The following is a 19,550-nucleotide window of genomic DNA, read 5'->3' as shown; positions in this document are numbered from 1 at the left end:
AGGTGGGTAATGATCATGAAAAATCGGGAGAGCACAGTTCCTGTTTTTGGGGAAAATCCATTGGATCAGGCGATTGATCGAATGCCTCTTCTATCCGCGAGCGAAAGAAAGCAAATCTGTCAGGAATGGAACGATACGGCAAAAGAGTACGAGTTGAACCAATGTTTGCACCAGCTCTTTGAAAAACAGGCATTACTGACTCCAGAGCGCATTGCGATCGAATTTAAACAAACAGCATTCACGTATAAACAATTGTACGATCGGGTGACCGTGCTTGCCAGCCTTTTGCAAGAGAAAGGGGTTGGCCCGGATCAGCTCGTTGGCGTTTGCATGGAACGATCGCTGGAGATGGTCATCGCCATATACGCGATTCTAAAAGCAGGGGGAGCTTACGTTCCTTTTGATCCGGATTACCCGGCAGAACGGCTGAAATTTATGGTAGAAGATTCGGAGATTTCCATGATGCTCGGGAATGAAGATTTGCTTGCTTCCTTCCCGTTTATGAGCAAGAATGCTATTTTTCTCGACAAGGTTCTTTGGGAGGAAAACGGAAAAGACCTCCATTTTACCGCTCCGCCGGTATCGCCGAAAAACCTCGCCTATATGATCTATACGTCCGGTTCAACAGGAAAACCAAAAGGGGTTTTGGTGACACATGAGGCGATCTGCAACCGAATTTTTTGGATGCAGGATGCTTTTCCCTTGACCGCAGAGGATCGTATTTTACAAAAAACGCCGTTCAGCTTCGATGTGTCTGTGTGGGAGTTTTTCTGGCCCTTAATGTGTGGGGCAAAGCTTGTTATAGCAAAGCCCGAAGGACACAAGGACACGAGATACCTGGCTGAGATTATTGCAGAAAAGCAAATTTCTGTCATTCACTTTGTTCCTGCCATGCTCAGGGTTTTTTTGGAAGAAAAAGCACCGGGATTAAGCAAGTACCTGCGTCATGTCTTCTGTAGCGGAGAAGCGCTGCCCAGCGAGCTGGCAGACAAGTTTTTTGAAACATTCGATTCGCGGACCCAATTACATAACCTATACGGTCCAACAGAAGCCGCCGTGGATGTAACGTCCTGGTCATGTCTTCGAAACGATCCTCAGCAGCGGGTACCGATTGGCTATCCAATCGCCAATATCCAACTGTATATATTGGATAAGTATTTACAGCCTGTCCCCGTCGGCGTTACCGGAGAGCTGCATATTGGAGGGATTGGACTTGCGAAAGGCTATCATAAACGACCAGAGCTGACCCGTGAAAAGTTTGTTCCCAATCCCTTTCAAGCTGGGTCCCGCCTATACAAGACAGGCGATTTGGCGCGTTATTTGCCAAATGGCGCCATTGATTATATCGGGCGAATCGATCATCAGGTCAAGCTTCGGGGCAATCGGATAGAGCTAGGGGAAATTGAGGCGGTCCTGTATGGTCACCCGTCTATCCGTCAAGCCGTTGCTCTCGTGAAGCGGGATCAAAATGGGCATGAAAAGCTGGTCGCGTATGTTGTCCTGTCCGGCGATCATTTTTCCGAGCAAGAATGGAAGCAGTTTCTCAAACAGCATCTGCCTCCCTTTATGATTCCTTCCAAAATGATGCAGATCGACGAAATTCCCTTGCTCCCAAATGGCAAAGTCAATCGTAATCTGCTCCCGGAGCCACCATTTGATCTGTCGAATGTTCCAAATGAATTGTCGCTACACCCTTTATCCGAAACGGAAAGGAAGCTGGCCGAAATATGGTCGCAGGTTCTGCATATCGATGGGATTGGGGTGCACGACAGCTTCTTTGATTTGGGAGGAGACTCCATTCTAAGCCTGCAGGTAGTGGCCCGGGCGAATGAGGCGGGACTGCCTATCACCTTGAAGCAAATCTTTGATCTCAAAACGGTTTATGAATTGGCAAAACAGATAGAGAGTAATACGGCGCCAGAGATCGATCAAGGGGAAGTGGAAGGGGCTGTACCCCTTACGCCTATACAGAGATTTTTTTTCGAACAGTCCCTTGTTGACGTCAATCAATGGAATCAAGCAGTGATGCTGCAGCTGAATCAGGAGGTCGAGGCGGAGCATGTAAATCAGGCTTTACATGAAATCATCATGCATCACGATGCTCTGCGCATGCGTTTTTTGCCGGAAGAGAATCGTTGGGATCAAATCAACCTGTCCTATCAAAAACATCGAAATAGCGTTACGTTCTTTCATCACCACGATCTTTCGGCGAAACGTCCGTCGGAAGCCGAAGAGCGGATGAACGACATCACGAAGCGATTGCAAAGCTCGTTAGACATACAAAAGGGACCGCTATTGCAAGCAGCATACTTTCAGCTTGCTCCCCCTGAGAAATGCCGTCTCCTGTTGATTGTCCATCATTTGGTCATAGATGGCGTTTCCTGGCGAATCCTGCTTCATGATCTGGAAAAACTGCTGCGTGCCTTCGAGCGTGGAGAGAGCGTTCGGTTAGGGAAAAAAACAACCTCGTACAAAGAGTATGCGGAAGGTCTCATGCGTTTTGCGGAAACAGACCGTTGTTTGGAGGATTTGCCGTATTGGCTGTCCCAGGCAGACAGAAAAGCGCTGCCGCTGGCGACCGACTTTCACGGAGACATGACCGAGCGCTCAAAAGAAACGGTCATCAGGCTTCTTTCAGAGGTTGAGACGGGCAAATTGTTAGCTCGTTCCGGCAAAGAGCAAGGGCAGGTATGGGATGTTTTGATTGCCGCTCTCGTTTCCTCCTTGGAGATGTTGACTGGCGGCGCACCTGCCCGCATCGATCTGGAGAGCCATGGAAGAGAGCCGTTTGCGCCACACATGGACCTGTCAAAGACACTCGGCTGGTTTACAAGCATTTTTCCGATGTACTTCGAAAGCACAAAGAAAAACGATTTTCAATCACTGCTTGCCTCGGTCAAGGTCAAGCGGGAAAAAGTTCCGATCGGCGGTATCGGTTATGGAGTTCTGCGCTATATCAGACAAGAGGAAAAGCTCCGGGAAGCTCCCCGGGCGGACATCTTGTTTAATTACCTGGGACAGTTCAAGGATGAAAAATCCGGCAATGCTCTGCTCACCCTGGTGAAAGAACAGGTTCCTTATTCCAAAAGTGACGATGAAAAGATGCTCTATAAACTAGAGGTGAATTGCCTGGTCGTGGATAGCCGGCTGCATATGAATTGGTCCTACAGCAATCAGGCGTATCGGGCTTCCACAATCGAGTCCCTTGCAGAAGCATGCAAAGACACGATCAGCCATTGGATTCAAACCAATTGCATGAATGGCGAACGTTCATTCGTGCCTGCCGATTTCCCGCAAGCGAAACTAAGTCAGCGCGATCTTGATACCTTGCTTAAAAAAATTTCCCGGAACGCTGGAGGTGCAGTGGATGGAAATGGAAAATCTTGAGGATATTTATGAGCTCTCGCCGATGCAGCAAGGAATGCTTTTTCACAGTATTGCGTCTCCCGAGTCCAATGCCTATATCCAGCAGTTTCACTGCGTGCTGGAAGGAACACTTGAGGTTGAGCTTTTCGTGCAAGCCTGGCGCCAGGTCATGCATCGACATCCCATCCTGCGGACAGGATTCTTTTGGGATGATCTGGAGAAACCTGTTCAGGTCGTTTACCGTCACGTTGACTTTTTTCCCCGGATAGTGGATTGGCGATCGTTACAGGCCGAGGAGAAGGAAGAGCAATGGAACGATTTTTTGGCAAAGGATCTTGCCCTTGGATTTGACTTTGCCACCGCCCCTTTAATGCGGATTACGCTCATCCAGATGGAAGATGACGTGTATCGTTTGATCTGGACCCATCATCATATCATTTTGGACGGCTGGTCGCTCCCCTTGCTGCTGCATGAGCTGTTTCAGCTCTATCGGAACAAGGATCATCGGGACGCGCTGAATGTAAGGCCGGTTTGTCCGTACAAAGAATATATTCACTGGCTGGATCGACAAGATTTGCAAAAAGCGGAAACGTATTGGCGAAAAGAACTGCAAAATTTTTCGTCGTCCTCTGCGAGATGGCTCAGCAGCAGGGGAAGGGATGTTCTCAAAGCCCCTGCCATGGCTGAACAGTCCATCCTGATACCCGATTCGGTTTATGCGAAGGTAAAAGAATACGCACGCTCGAGCGGACTGACCGTAAGCACCATCATACAGGGAGCATGGGCATTGCTTTTGCGACGCTATTCCCAGGATAACGACGTTTTATACGGCCTTGCCGTTTCCGGCAGACCGCCTGCGCTGCCTGGCGTTGAGTCCATGATTGGGCTGTTTATCAATACCTTGCCGATCAGAATGCACATAGACCCGGGAGTGAAGATTCATACTTTTCTTGAGCAAGTTCAGCGTAAGTTTGTAGAAGCGCAAGAATTCGATTATACACCGCTGTCCAAGATTCATGAATGGAGCGGCAGCCAAAAGGGAGAGCCATTATTCGCGAGCATATTCGTTTTTGAGAACTATCCGGTTTTTTCCTCTTCCCTGTCAAGCGTGGGGGATATGGAGATCAAAGAAGTATCCTTCCATGAGCAAACCGACTATCCATTAACCGCTACGGTTTCTACCGCCGACCTTGATCGTTTGTCTATTTCCATCAGTTATCAGCAGGATTTGTTTTCGCCGAATGCCATGGGCCATTTGTTGGATCATCTGCAAATGCTGGTATCCAGTTTGGCTGCCGATCCGGAGCGCTTGATACAAGAGCTGCCGTCCATCACTGATAAAGAGCTCGTGCAAATCAAACGTTGGAATCAAACAGAGCACGCTTTTCCCCAAGATCAAACAATCGATCAACTGCTGGAGTATTGGGCAGCGGGTGACCCATCGAGGATAGCGGTGATCGACCGGGACAATTCGATTACATACGGTGAACTCAATGCAAAAGCAAACCGGCTGGCTCATTATCTGCTTGAATTAGGCGTAGCTTCGAATATGCCGGTTGCCGTGGCGATGGAAAAATCGATCGACTTTCTTATCGGCATCTTCGGGATTATGAAAGCGGGCGGGGCGTATGTGCCCGTTGACCCGGCCTCCCCGAAAGAGAGATTCCACTACATGCTGACCGATAGTTCGGCGCCGTTTGTAGTAACGACTAGCGATTTGGTGAATCAGATGGGGGACATCCATGCGCAAATGATTTGCCTGGATGACGAATGGGAGAAATTGAACCGCTATCCGGCCAGTCTGCCAGAGGGGCAAAGAAAGAAAGCGGAAGATGTGGCCTATATGATTTATACCTCCGGATCAACGGGAAATCCCAAGGGAGTCATGGTACGGCATCAGTCTTTGTTAAACGCCGGGTATGCCTGGCTGAAAGAATATCGGCTGGATCGTTTTCCTGTGTCGCTCCTGCAGATTGCAAGCACATCCTTTGACGTGTTTGTCGGAGATTTGGTTCGCACCGTCATCAGCGGCGGCCGTATGATTATCTGCCCAGAAACATCAAAGCTGGATCTGCCGGCACTCTATCAATTGATTCATGAGCATCAGGTATCGATCGTAGAGTCAACCCCAGCACTGCTCATTCCGCTGTTTGACTATATTTATGATTGCGAATTGCAAGTCGACAGTATGAAGCTGTTGATACTCGGATCGGATCAGCTCGCTTTGCGCGACTATCAAAAGCTGGTTGAGCGATTCGGCGGAAAAATGCGGATTGTGAACAGTTACGGGACAACGGAAACGACGATAGATTCCAGCTACTTTGAGTCGGGTCTGGACGAATTGCTGGAGCGTTATGCGAACAAAAGCCAGGTGCCGATCGGAAAGCCGATGCCGAATACAACCTACTATATTCTTGATGAACAGCTACAGCCTCAGCCGATTGGCGTGCCTGGAGAATTATACATTGGCGGAAGGGGAGTGGCGAAAGGATATTACAGGCGGGAGGAATTAACGAAAGCAAAATTTCTTGAAGATCCATTCTCGCCTGGCAGCCGAATGTACCGAACAGGCGACATTGCGAGATGGAATGAAAATGGCGTCGTTGAATTCATCGGCCGCAACGATAACCAGATCAAGGTACGCGGGTACCGTGTTGAGATCGGCGAGATTGAAAAAGTCATCCTGACATATCCACATATAAAAAATGCCGCCGTGCATGTGCATACGAATGACAACGGGGTTCAAATGATCTGTGCCTATGTCACAAGCTCTGTCCCATCGTTTGAACGCCATTTTGACGAATTGAACACGTACTTGTGTCAACGATTGCCTGACTACATGATCCCGACCCATTATATCCTTCTGGGCAGCCTGCCGCTTACTCATAATGCCAAGGTTGACTATCGCGCTCTGCCCTTTCCAAAGGAACAGCAGGAGTTACACGTTGCTGATGGTCTGCTTGAGGATGAAGTGGAAAGAAAGCTGCTCGCCATTTGGAGAGAAATCCTGGGAGTGGAAAACATATCGCGGAATGAGAGCTTTTTTGCATTGGGCGGAAATTCCATGCTTATTTTGAGATTGTTTAATGCACTTAAAAAAGACTTCACCGTTCAATTGACTGTTGCAGATCTATTTGCGCAGCATACCATCCGGATGCTGGCCTCCTATATTCGAACGAAGCAAGTAGCTGACAGACAAGATGATCTGGAAAGCATTTTAAAGAAGCTGGAAAGCGGCCAGATTGACCTGGAAGCAGCCAAGCAAAAAATGAGCGTACTGAGCTGAGCAGTTAGCTGCTTTGAAAGGAGCGAATGGAATGGAAAAGGTAAAAAACTATATTTTGGAACAGGTCGCCAATAAACAACTTGGTTCAAAGGATGCCTTGGAGTTGTTACAAGCATTAAACCTGGAAGCAGAGAACCCGCCTGGTAAACCAAGCGATGAATACGCCATTGTGGGAATGGCTGGGCGTTTTCCCGGTGCCCCGGATGTACATACATTCTGGAGAAATCTTGTGGAAGGAAAAGATTCTATTGCTCCTTATCCGCAAAGCCGGATTGATGATGTAACCCATGTCAATCAAGAATACTTTGAAGCGATGAAAGGGGCAAAATTCCGGCCGGGCGGGTATATAGAGAGAATCGATTTATTTGACCCTGCTTTTTTTAGCATTACGCCAGCGGAAGCGAAGGCCATGGACCCCAATCAGCGGTTCTTTTTAGAAGTCGCCTGGGAGGCGCTGGAAAATGCGAATTTTACAAAGGAGAAGCTGCAAGGCTCACGCACCGGCGTTTTTGTAGGTCATTCCATGGAGAACCGCTACAAGCGTTTACTAGAAAATGGCGACCCTTTGGCGGATATCGGCAATATGCCTTCGATCATTGCCTCCCGGGTTTCTTATCTACTTAATTTACGCGGACCGAGCATGACCATCGATACAACATGCTCTTCTTCGCTGGTAGCGGTCCATGCCGCGTGTCAAGCTTTGAAAAACAACGAATGTGATACAGCTATTGCAGGCGGTGTAAATGTGGGGGTGTTCCCTCTACTTGATGACCAATATCGAAAGGGACATGAAGCGAACGACGGACGCTGCAAAGCTTTCGATGCTTCCGCAAATGGAACCAATTTTGGCGAGGGGGTTGGGGTGATTGTCATACGTCGCCTGGAAGATGCGCGAAAGGACCGCGACTTTATTTATGCAGTCATAAAGGGGAGCGCTGTGAACAATGACGGCTTAACAAATGGAATCACGGCTCCAAATCCTGAGGCACAACGAGATGTTGTCGCAGATGCATGGAAAAAATCGCGGGTTGACCCGGAAACGATCGGCTATATTGAAGCACACGGAACAGGGACCCCATTAGGCGATCCCATCGAAATTCAAGGACTTACCGAAGCCTATCGAAAATACACAAAGAAAAAGCAATTTGTAGCAATCGGTTCCGTAAAAACGAATATTGGTCATTTGGATGCGGCTGCCGGAATTGCCAGTTTGGTAAAGGTCGTGCTGTGCTTGGGGCATGGACAGCTGCCGGCATCGTTGCATTTTCACAAGGCGAATCCTTACATTGATTTCGACAATTCTCCTGTATACGTAAATGACCGGCTGCAAGCGTGGGAGCCAAACGGCAGTACGCCAAGACGTGCGGGCATTAGTTCTTTTGGAATGAGCGGGACAAATTGTCACCTGATTATGGAAGAGTTTCCGATTGAGAAGCCTGCATCGCCGGAAGAAAACCGTTTGCTGATGTTTTCTTTGTCGGCGAAAAGCAAACGCTCCGTTCTGCGCTTGGCGCAGCGGTACAAGGAATTTGTGCAAGATGCCGCCTTTTCTTTTTCCGATATTGTACATACGGCAAACAGATGCAGGGAGCATTACGAGCATCGCATTGCCATTCTCGCCTCTTCGCTTGACGAGCTGAGGATGAAGCTTTCGAGAGTGAGCGCGATCGGCGAATTTGAACACTTTCCCAATTTGAGTGCGGAAGGGATTTACTATCGCAATTTGGAGAAAAATCCTGGCCTTGCTCCTGTCGATGTCCCCAAAAAGATTCAACCCCAAGAGATTCATGCCTTGCTTGACGCGTATTTGGAAGGTTCACCAATTGATTGGGAATATTTTTATCAGGCAAAACCATTTCACAAGGTGCCGCTCCCTCCCGTTGTTTATAACGATGTAAGATGTTGGCCAAAGCTGGAGGTGAGCAAGGAGAAGGCAGAAAAGCCGCTCAATTCCTTGCTGTACGATTTAACCTGGTCCGAATACCCGATTGGGTTCCCGCAAAAAACGGCAATGAACGAGGGCGATGCATGGATTGTTTTTGCCCATCAAGGGTCTTTCACCCAAGCGCTGCTTGAAAGATTTGCGCACGAAGGCCAGCGGGCGCTTGTCATTTATCCTGGCGATGCGTTTAGACAAGTGTCTGAAGAAGAGTATCATCTAAACCCGTATTCGATCAATGACTATCAGCGATTGGTCTCTTCATTGGAAGAAAGGATGACTGGACAGCTCGCGGGCATACTGCACATGTGGACTTTCCAGCGTGAGGAAGAAGCTTTGCATCATTTTGGCCGCTTGACACAGGCCCAATACGAAGGTGCATACAGCGCATTTTATCTTTCGAAAACATTGCTTACCCACCCAAGGGTAAGACCCGCTCAATTTACGGTTGTTACCGATTATGTGAACAAGGTGGACGGCAGCGAGGAGCGTATTTTCCCCAGCAAGGCCACATTGGCAGGATTTAACAAAGTGATTTCTCAGGAATTTCCCGATATCGCCACCTTTTCAATCGATTTGGACCCGGCCGGGATGACCCTGGACCAAATGCTCGAAAGCATCATCAGCGAGCTTTCCCTTGATCGCGGCTACCGTGACGAGCTCGTGGCCTACCGCCATTCGAAAAGATACATTCAATTGCTCAAAAGGCTGGACATGGAGCTGGTTGAACCATCAGAACGAACAATAAAGCAGAATGGCGTCTATCTGTTCGCTGGTGCTGGATTTTTGGGCATGGAGGTAGCGAAATATTTAGCTAAGCAAGAAAAAATAAGAATTGTACTGTTGAATCGTACGCCTTTGCCGCCTCGTGAACGTTGGGCGGATATAGTGAGGGGTGGGGATGAAAACAGCCGCCTCTATTGTCAATTAAAGGGGATCGAAGAAATTGAGAGGCTTGGATCGGAAGCTCTCTACATCCCTACTGATTTAACGAAAGAAAAAGATGTGAGTTTCGCGATTGACAAAGTAAAGCAGCAGTACGGAAAAATAGATGGCGTTCTGTTTACCATAAAAGAAATTTACGGGAAAACGATTGATGAAATCACAGAGGAAGAGTTTCACAATGCCATCCAAAGCAAAATCTTGGGCAGTTGCCTCATTGATTACTACACGACAGATCAGAAGCTAGATTTCTTTATGAACTTTGCCTCCATTTCTTCGATTATGGCAGGACCGAAAAACTGCGATTGCGCGTCGGTCAATACGTTTTTAGACTCCTTTGCCGATTACCGCCAGTTACAAGGACGCAAAACGATCACTTTGAACCTCACAGAGATTTACACCGGAGAGAGAGTTGGAAAAACGCCTGAGAGAACGATGATCCCTCCTTTGAAATATGAAGACTTTATTTCCTGCTTTGCCTATGTCCTCACGCACCGATTAGATTATGTCGTCATTTCCGATTTTGATATGGAAGTTCTCAATGTTGTTTTACCCGTTATCAAAATTAATTTTGAAGGAAAGCTCCTAAAAGAAATTCAAAGTGCGCAGATTTCGGAGAAGACCTTGCTAGGCAAAGAGAATGTCAGGTTGGATACGCGGAAACCAACGGCCTATTCTCTGGCGGATATTGACAAAATCCTAACAGAAGTGTGGCAAGAGGTGCTTGGATATGAGCGGATCGATCCTTCGGCGCAGTTCTTCCAGTTAGGGGGAACCTCTTTAAGTGCTGTGAAGCTTATCCGTCTTATTTCGCTACGCTTCGGAATTACCTTCGAGGTTGCTGACTTGTACACATACGCTTCCTTTGAGGCAATGCGCGACTATATTCATACGAGTGTAAAAGCTACCGCACAACAAGACGATTTATTAGAGCTCCTGGACAATTTGTCAGAGGATGAATTATCGGTAGAGGACGCACTGAGAGCATTGGAAAAAATGGAATCGTAGAGAAATCGTAGAGAGTTGATTGAGGCTCAAGTTTGGAGGAGTGTAAATGAATCCGATTGCTTTTCTTTTTCCAGGGCAGGGTAGTCAATATGTCGGTATGGGAAAAGACCTTTGTGATCATTTTGAGGTAGCCTTGCATACGTTTCAAGAGGCAAGCGACATATTGGGTTTTGACTTATTGCACCTGTGTACGGAGGGCAGTGCAGAGCAGCTCATGAAAACAGAAAATGCCCAGCCCGCGATTTTAACGACAAGTGTGGCGGCTTATCGCGTACTTCAAGCCGATTTTTCCCCCGCGCCTCTATTTGGCGCGGGGCACAGCCTGGGAGAGTACACCGCTTTGACATGTTCCGGCGCATTGGCGTTTGCAGATGCAGTCAGACTCGTGCACTTACGGGGGAAATGGATGCAGGAAGCAGTCCCTGAAGGATCGGGCTTGATGGCAGCGGTCACCGGGCTGGATATGGCGGCTGTCGCCGGCATCTGTCGGGAGGTATCGTCTTCCAAGGAGATTGTTGTTGTCGCAAATGTTAATAGTCATCAACAAATCGTGTTGTCTGGACATTCCTCTGCAGTCTTAAAGGCTACCCAAAAAATTGAGAGCCTGGGTGGAGCGGCAAAAACACTGAAAGTCAGTGCGCCGTTCCATAGTCCGTTAATGACTCCGGCTGCAGAACAGATGAAGGACTTGTTAAGAAGAACTGTGTTCCGCAAAATGAACTGGTCCGTCCTATCCAATGTCACGGCAGAGCCGTATGCATCGCCGGAACAAATTTCTGAGTTGTTGGCTCTGCAAATCACAAAGCCCGTTCGTTGGTACGAGATCATGTGTTACCTGGCCAAGGAAGGAATTCAAGCAATCGTGGAAATCGGACCCAAACAAGTATTAAAAATGTTAATGAAACAGAGTTTCCCGGGTATACAGTCGTATTCCATGGAGCGAAAGGAACATTACCAAACATTACTGGCGGCAGCTTCATTAGATGCTGAAGCTGATCAGCCAGATGGAATGCTGTTTGTAAAAAAATGTTTAACCTTGGCGGTAAGTACGAAAAATTACAATTCGAATGCCAAAGAATTTCAGGAGGGGGCTGTGGTCCCCTATCGGCAAATCAAGGCATTAAAGGAACGATTGGAAAATGAAAAACGACAGGTAAAGGCTGTTCATATGCAAGAAGCCCTGCAGATGCTGAGAAGTGTTTTTGAAACCAAACGGCTTTCAAAAGAGGAGAAAGAGGCGCGAATCGAATCCTTATTGGTAGAAACGGGAACCAAAAAATGGTTCGGTTAAGACTGAAGTAATCAATCTGTTGACGGAAGGTTGATCCTATGAATAATGACAAATATTTGCAAATGCTATTGCAGCTTGTCAAAAACAAGGAACTATCAAAAGAGGCGGGCCATGCTCTGTTAAAGGAGTATTTGTCGATTGCCCCCAAGAACCCGGGAACAGGGGAAGAGAACAAGGTTGCCATCATTGGTATAAGCTGCCGAATGCCGGAAGCGGCGTCGAAGGAGGAATTCTGGCACAACCTCATGTCAGGAAAAGATAGCATACGCCACTTTCCGCCAACCAGAAAGAAAGATATTGACATCTATTTGAATCAAATAAATCCGAATTTGTTTGTCGGTGACCATGCTTATTACCAGGCTGGTTATCTGGACGAAATCGACAAATTCGATCATGAGCTTTTTCAGATTTTGCCTGGCGAAGCCAAATACATGGACCCTCAGCAACGAATATTTTTGGAGATGGTGTATGAAGCGATTGAGGACGCGGGGTACGGCAATGGAAAAATAAACAATACAAAAACAGGGGTTTATATCGGGAATTGTCCAACGGAGTACGGAATGATAGCCAGTCAAGAATCGTCTCTTGCGGTCACAGGCACAAACGTTCCCTTTATTGCCTCCCGCGTCAATTATGTATTTAATTTGCGCGGTCCTGCTTTAGCTTTTTCCAGCACTTGCTCTTCGTCGCTGGTCGCTGTTCATTATGCCGTGCAGGCCCTGCTTGGCGGCGAGTGCGAGCAAGCGCTGACTGGCGCGATCAACTTGCATTTGTTTCCCGTTCATCTGGTGACAGATAGTGCCTATCGGGTAGGGATCGTTTCCGAGCAGAATCGCTGCCGCACTTTTGATAATTCGGCAAATGGAGTGGTCCGTGGCGAAGGCGGGGCCGTCCTCCTGTTGAAGCCGCTAAAAAGAGCTTTGGCGGATGGCGACCATATTTACGGAACCATCATTGGCACCGGTGTCAATAACGATGGACTTTCCTCCAGTATTTCTGCGCCAAATCCGGCTGCCCAAGCGGAAATGCTGACGACTGTATGGAAAAAGGCAAATATCAATCCTCGCAGCATTGCGTATCTGGAAGCGCACGGAACCGGTACAAAGCTGGGCGATCCCATTGAAATTGCAGCAATCACGAAAGCTTTTGCCACTTTTACAAAAGACAAGCAATTTTGCGGCATCGGCTCCGTTAAAAGCAATATCGGCCATCTTGTAAATGGAGCTTCCGGAATTGCCGGACTTGTTAAAACGGTTCTCGCTTTAAAACACAAAAAACTGCCTCCAACCCTTCACTTTGAGGACCCAAATTCACTCATAGACTTCATTTACTCACCTGTTTATGTCGTTGATCGTTTGCAGGAATGGGAAGCGGAGGAAGAACCGCGCAGAGCAGGCGTTAGCGCCTTTGGATTTAATGGCACGAATGCACATGTCCTGCTGGAGGAAGCGCCCGGACAGGAAAGAGAACAGCCTGAAGAGAGCGGTCCATACTTGTTTGTTTTATCAGCACGTAAAAAGCCGATCTTAAACCAGTTAATGAAACGCTATATCCGGTTTCTTAGAGAAAATCCGGATATTCATCTGGGACATGTGTGCTTTACGGCGGCTACTGGCCGAGATCATCATCCCGTGAGGTTAGCGATTGTGGCCCGTAATGTCCCGGAGTTACTAAGGAAGCTGGAGCATGAGCTACAACCGGTTGACGAAAAAACCAACGGACGCGTACCGCCGGATCATGAACGGGCATCAAATCCCTTGTTGGAGGTATCTCATCGTTACCTTTCCGGTGAAATCATTGATTGGGAGCCATTCTATGCGGGGAGGGGATTTATACGACTGCCTTTGCCGACCTACCCGTTTGAACGAATACGTCATTGGGTGGATGAAACGCCGTTGCATCCGACACCATTTCCCTTTGGCCCCTCGACCAGAAGCGCAGACTCCGCCCAACGCGAGGAGCTGCAAAAACTGCCGCTCGACACCATTCCAGATGTGAAAGCTGTAGAAGCCAGACTGGTTGCGATTATGTCCCAGGTCATGGGAGTAAGCGATTTGGACAGGGATTCGGACTTTTTCCAAAAGGGCGGAGATTCGCTGCTGGGAATGCAGGTGATCAATGCCATTAACAAGGATTTGAAAACGAAAATATCGATTGAGAAATTGTTTTTGAATCCAGTTATCGCCGATTTGGCAGAAGCCATTTTCTCAGGTGAGAGAGGGATGTACGATTCGATTGAGGTTCAACCGCCAATGGAATCGTACCCGACTTCGTTTTCACAGAGACGAATGTGGATTCTTGATCAAATGCAGGCAAAACGAATTGCTTACAATATGGCTCAAGCCATTTCCGTTAAGGGTCCCATCGAGATAGACGCTTTGCGCAGCGCCTTGCAAAAAGTAATGGCACGCCAGGAAAGCTTGCGAACGTTATTTTTTGAACGAAATGGTGAGTTGCGACAAAAAATTCTCGAACATCCGAATGTTGACCTGGAGTATTTTGATGTTTCCGACCAGCCAGAGGCTGAAGAATTGACGAAGCGATACGTTGAAGAAGTAAAGAGCCAACCCTTTGATTTGGAACAAGGTCCTTTATGGCGGATTCAATTATATCAGGTTGGACATGAACATTATTATTTGTTGCTGGTTATGCATCATATTATCTCGGATGGATGGTCCATGGAAGTGTTTATTTCGGAACTGCTCACCATTTACCATTCCCTCCGCAGAGGCGAAACGGCCGATCTCGAACCAACCCGCATTCAATACAAGGACTATTGCGTTTGGCAAAACCAATTTTTGCAGAACAAAAGAATGCAGGATCAAGAAAGGTTCTGGTTAGAGCAATTTTCAGAGGATATTCCCGTATGCGAAATCGTTGGCGATCTTTCACGCCCTCCCGTCTTTCATTTCGAGGGAAAACAGCGCAGCTTTGTCCTTGATCCATCCCTTTCCGAAAAGCTGAAGCAAGTTGCTTTGGATAACCAGGCAACGCTCTACATGACCCTTCTTTCTTCCGTTTATCTTTTGCTGTACCGCTATTCCGGCCAGAAAAACCTCATCATCGGATCGCCCATTTCCGGCCGTGCGCATTTCGATGTAAGAAATGTAATCGGTTCTTTTGTCAACACACTCGCTATACAAACCACACTCAATCCCGAGTCGAGTATACGTGAATTCATCGCGAACGTGAAGCAGCGAGTGATCCAATGCTTTGAAAATCAGGATTACCCTTTTGATTTATTGATCGATAAGCTTCAATTGACCAGGGATACCTCTCGCTCACCGCTGTTTAATATTAACGTGGTCTTGCAAAATGCCAATCAAATGTTTGAGAAAGAGTGGGGGAGGGACCTCCTCGCAATTGAGCCCTTGCATCCATCGTCTCACTCGAGCGCAAAATGGGACCTGGAGTTTGAGTTCCTTGAGAAGGACGACGGTTCCATCCAATGTTTACTGGAATACTACACTGGCATCTTTTCAACGGAAATGATTGAATCGCTGATCGACAGCTATTTGTGTTTGCTCCATTCCCTTGTGGCCGACCAGGAACAAGCTGTCAGCCAATTGCAATTGTTATCTCCGTATAGAAAAGAGCAGGTGATCAACGGTTTCAATAAAGGCGAAGCAGTACCCATTCCTGATTTCACTTTGCATGAGTGGTTTGCAAGGCAAGCTTTATCCAACCCGGATGCGGTGGCCATTTCATTTCATGACCAAACGCTTGCTTATGCGGAAGTGGAGAGCAAGGCAAATCAGCTGGCTCACTTTTTGTTGGAGCACGGAATAGGGGAAAACTGCCATGTTGGAATCCTGATGGGAAATCATCCTGCTGCCATCCTGTCAATCTTGGCGATTTTAAAAACCGGAGCGGCGTACGTTCCGTTAGACACCAAATATCCGCTGCCCCGGTTGCAAATGATTGTAGACGAAGCCGAAATCGCGTTCGTGCTATCCACGAAAAAGCACATCGGCAAGTTGAACAGACTGCAATGGGAATGCCCTTCTTTGCAAGCGTACATTTGTTTGGACAGTGAAAACGTTCATGCGGAAGCGGAGGACGAGAGCGAATCCAATGAACTGATGAACCAGGAATTATGGGATTACGTCGCTGAGAGCGCACATGACTTGATTTCAGGATCAGGCTGGGTGAGTTCGTATACGGGAGAGCATTTCAGCAAATTGGAGATGGAGGAATACAGTCAGAATGTCCTGCAAAAAATAAAGCCGTTTTTGCATCGAAACAGCACGGTCTTGGAAATCGGATGCGGTTCAGGAATTACCCTTTTTAATCTTGCTCCCTATGTACGCAAGTGTGTGGGTACCGATTTATCCAACAAGATCATCGAGAAAAATATTCGTTTTGCAAAAGAGCAAGGCTTTACACATATGGATTTCCAAAGCATGGAAGCCCATAACATTGATCAGGTAAATAGCCGGGAAAAATTCGATGTGATTATTCTTAACAGCGTCATTCATTGCTTTAACGGCCACAACTATTTGCGCCAAGTGATAAAAAAAGCCATTTCATTATTGGCGAATGACGGAATTCTGTTCATCGGCGATGTGATGGACGGCGAGCGGAAGAAAGAGTTGGTCCGCTCCTTGGAAGAGTTTAAACAGAAGCATCAAGGAAAAGGGTATAAAACGAAAACCGAATGGGATACGGAGTTGTTCATTTGGCGTTCATTTTGGACTGACTTGCGAGCGGATTTTCAAGAAATCAGTTCGGTTGACATTTCCGACAAGATTTACACGATTTCGAATGAATTAACAGAATATCGTTACGATGTTATTTTGCGGATAAACCACGAAGCACGACAAGCTCCCGAAAGAAAGAAGCAAAAATATCAATACGATCTGACTGCTCTCCACAACTATACGGCCGATCCTGTTCATGTGGAAGTTGACTCTCGCCAGGCAGCATACATCATTTTTACATCCGGCTCTACGGGCAAACCCAAAGGAGTGGTGATTGAACATCAAAGTGTAGTGAATTACATCTGGTGGAGCATCCAGTATTATTTTGCCAATAAAGAACAGCCCGTGTTTCCTGTTTATTCGTCGCTTGGATTTGATTTAACCGTTACGAGTATTTTTGTTCCGCTTCTTCAAGGTGCATCGCTTACGATTTACGATGATCATTTCGACGGTGTGTTATCCAGGATGGAACAGGAAGGACGCAACAATGTCATGAAGCTTACGCCGGCTCATCTCGGTTACTTGTTGCAAAGCCCGTACCGGATACATTCATTGCGGACGTTTATTGTCGGGGGAGAATCACTCAATTCCTCGCTGGTTGCCCAATTGTTCTCCAAGGAAGAGTTTAAAAGGGTCAGCAAAGAGATTTGCGTCTATAACGAGTACGGTCCGACAGAAGCGACTGTCGGCTGCATTGTCTACAAAATTCAAGAGCACAATCTGCATGACCTGAAAGCAAATGTCCAAATTGGCAAGCCAATCGCCAATACGATTATCTACATCCTGGATGAACAGCGACAACCGGTTCCCATCGGTGTGGCCGGCGAGATTTACATTGCGGGAAAAGGGCTGGCTCGCTGCTATTTGCGAAATGAACAAGCAACGGCTGAGAAGTTTACGGAAAATCCTTTTTCTCCTCTGGAAGCGGAACGCATGTATAGAACTGGCGATTTGGGACGGTTTTTGCCCGACGGCACCATCGAATTTTTGGGCCGGATTGATCGGCAAGTCAAAATCCGCTCCTACCGCATTGAACTGGACGAAGTAGAAAGCGTGCTGCTTGCCCATGAACAAATGAAGGAAGCATTTGTCATTGATCGCGATGGGGGGAACGGCCATAAATTTCTGTGCGCCTACTATGTTTCGCTGGAGGAGCTCAGTCCGAATGAGCTGCGGAGCCACTTGCTAAAATCTCTGCCGGAGTACATGGTGCCCACTCATTTTATTCCCATTGACCAGTTGCCTTTGTCGATCAACGGAAAAGTGGAGATAAGTCGATTGCCAGATCCTGAGGTGACATTTTCCAAAGAAAGACGGATTGCCGCTCCACGGAATCGTGCGGAAGAGAAAATCAGCACGATATGGGCAGATGTTCTCGGGGTACAATCCGTCAGCATTTACGATGACTTTTTTGAATTGGGAGGCGACTCGATCAAAGCGATTCAAGCCGTATCGAAGGCAAAAGAGACCGGGATAGGGCTTTCCGTTAAAAACATTTTTCAATATAAAACAATCGATGCTCTTTCCAAGCATGAACTCGTATCCAATCAATCCCTTTGGATCAATCAAAACGAAGTAAGCGGCGAAATTCCGTTCACTCCCATCCAGCACTGGTTCAACGAACAGAAGCAGCCACATCCGCACTACTATCATATGGCACGGCTGTTCCTGTTGGCTTCGGATGTGGATCTTCGCCTCTTGGAACATGTGTTTGCGAAGTTAATCGAGCATCATGATCTATTGCGGGCCAGTTATCCGATCGTGAATGGAGAGGTTCAGCAGTATAACCGCTCCACTGAGGATATTCCGCCATTCAGGCTGAAGCGTATCGATTTACAGACTTATCCGCCTGCCGAGAGAATGGAGAAGCTTAAAGAGCTGAGCGTTTATCACCAGAATCAATTACATCTCTCCCAGGATTTGTTGGTAAAAGCGCTTGTATTTGATCTGGGCGAACAAGGAAGCTATTTGCTGCTAATCGTGCATCACTTCGTCATTGATGGCGTTTCATGGCGTTTTCTGCTGCAAGACATTGAAAGATTGTACGATTCGAAGCTGGAAGAACCGCTGCCCTTAAAGACAACATCGTTTAAGGAGTGGAGCGAAAGGCTGCAACGCTACGCAAAAGAAGATGCGATCGATGTCTCCTATTGGCTTCAGCTGAACCAATCAAATCCGGTGAACATCGCCACAAAAACCGGGGACGCCATCGAACAGGCCACCTATGAACAGAAACGAATACGGCTTCATTCCGTGCTGACCCGGGAATTGCTGAGGAAAGCAGGCAAGGAGTACAACGCGAACATGAATGTACTGTTGTTAACGAGCTTGCTGGATTCGGTTTCGAAAGTGTTTGCATGCAACGATCTCCTTGTCATGCTGGAAGGACACGGGAGAGAGGAATTGTTCCCGGATGTGGATATATCGCGTACGATCGGTTGGTTTACCAGCATGTTCCCCGTCCAATTTTCCAGGCAGGCCTCCAAGACCGCGACCATCGAACATATCAAGAGCACCCTGGCATCTTTGCCGAACAATGGACTGAACTACGGGATTGGACGTTATCTGCAAAGAATACCTGAGTTAAAATTGCTTTCGCCGAAAATCTTGTTCAACTATTTTGGCGAGGCAAAAGGCATTCTGCCTCAAAAGGAAGGAACGTTATTAACGGCAAGTCATCTCGATTTCGGACGGGTGTGGCACCCGGAGAATCACTTGTCTCATCCGCTTGAATTGAATGCGATGATTGATGATACAGGCAGCCTCCGGATGTCAATCGATTATCACGCGACTTCTTTTAACCAAGAAGACATCGATCAGTTGTGCGAAAGGATGGAGGAAGCTCTGGTGGAGCTCGCGGGTAGAAGCAAGGACTATTTCTATGATTAAAGAGGCAGGCAACTTTCCGTTGACAAGACAGAGCAGAGCATGATTAGTGAAAGGCGATTGAGGGGGGCCGGGTACAAAGATTCCTCCCTTAATCGCACTCACTGCTTGATAAAGCCCGGGGAGATTTCA

Annotated in this window: 5 protein-coding genes; all 5 read left to right on the top strand. The window is 47.4% G+C overall.

Features of this window, described 5'->3' with window-relative positions; translation table 11 throughout:
- Positions 1 to 15 precede the first annotated feature (15 nt).
- Genes Q3F21_RS13180 through Q3F21_RS13160 form a run of 5 tightly spaced genes read left to right on the top strand, consistent with a single transcriptional unit; the run spans position 16 to position 19,421 of the window.
- Positions 16 to 3,387 (top strand): amino acid adenylation domain-containing protein, encoded by a 3,372-nt coding sequence (locus tag Q3F21_RS13180; protein ID WP_340253286.1) that lies wholly within the window; start codon positions 16 to 18, stop codon positions 3,385 to 3,387.
- Positions 3,368 to 6,652: an amino acid adenylation domain-containing protein gene (locus Q3F21_RS13175; RefSeq protein WP_340253283.1), complete on the top strand. Its 3,285-nt coding sequence runs from the start codon at positions 3,368 to 3,370 to the stop codon at positions 6,650 to 6,652. The genes Q3F21_RS13180 and Q3F21_RS13175 overlap by 20 nt, the downstream gene beginning before the upstream one ends.
- Before the next feature lie 31 nt (positions 6,653 to 6,683).
- On the top strand, positions 6,684 to 10,541 hold the full coding sequence (locus Q3F21_RS13170) for a beta-ketoacyl synthase N-terminal-like domain-containing protein (RefSeq protein ID WP_340253280.1): 3,858 nt from the start codon (positions 6,684 to 6,686) through the stop codon (positions 10,539 to 10,541).
- A 46-nt stretch (positions 10,542 to 10,587) separates the two neighbouring features.
- Entirely contained in the window at positions 10,588 to 11,832 is a 1,245-nt protein-coding gene (gene fabD / locus Q3F21_RS13165) for an ACP S-malonyltransferase (protein WP_340253277.1), read from the top strand.
- Positions 11,833 to 11,870: 38 nt separating this feature from the next.
- Positions 11,871 to 19,421, top strand: a complete 7,551-nt coding sequence (locus tag Q3F21_RS13160) for an amino acid adenylation domain-containing protein (protein ID WP_340253274.1) — start codon at positions 11,871 to 11,873, stop codon at positions 19,419 to 19,421.
- The last annotated feature ends 129 nt before the right edge of the window (positions 19,422 to 19,550 follow it).

This window comes from Brevibacillus borstelensis (assembly GCF_037834415.1).
Lineage (GTDB): Bacteria > Bacillota > Bacilli > Brevibacillales > Brevibacillaceae > Brevibacillus > Brevibacillus borstelensis_A.
Note: the sequence above shows the minus strand (reverse complement) of the source record. Positions and strands in the feature narration are given on the sequence as shown.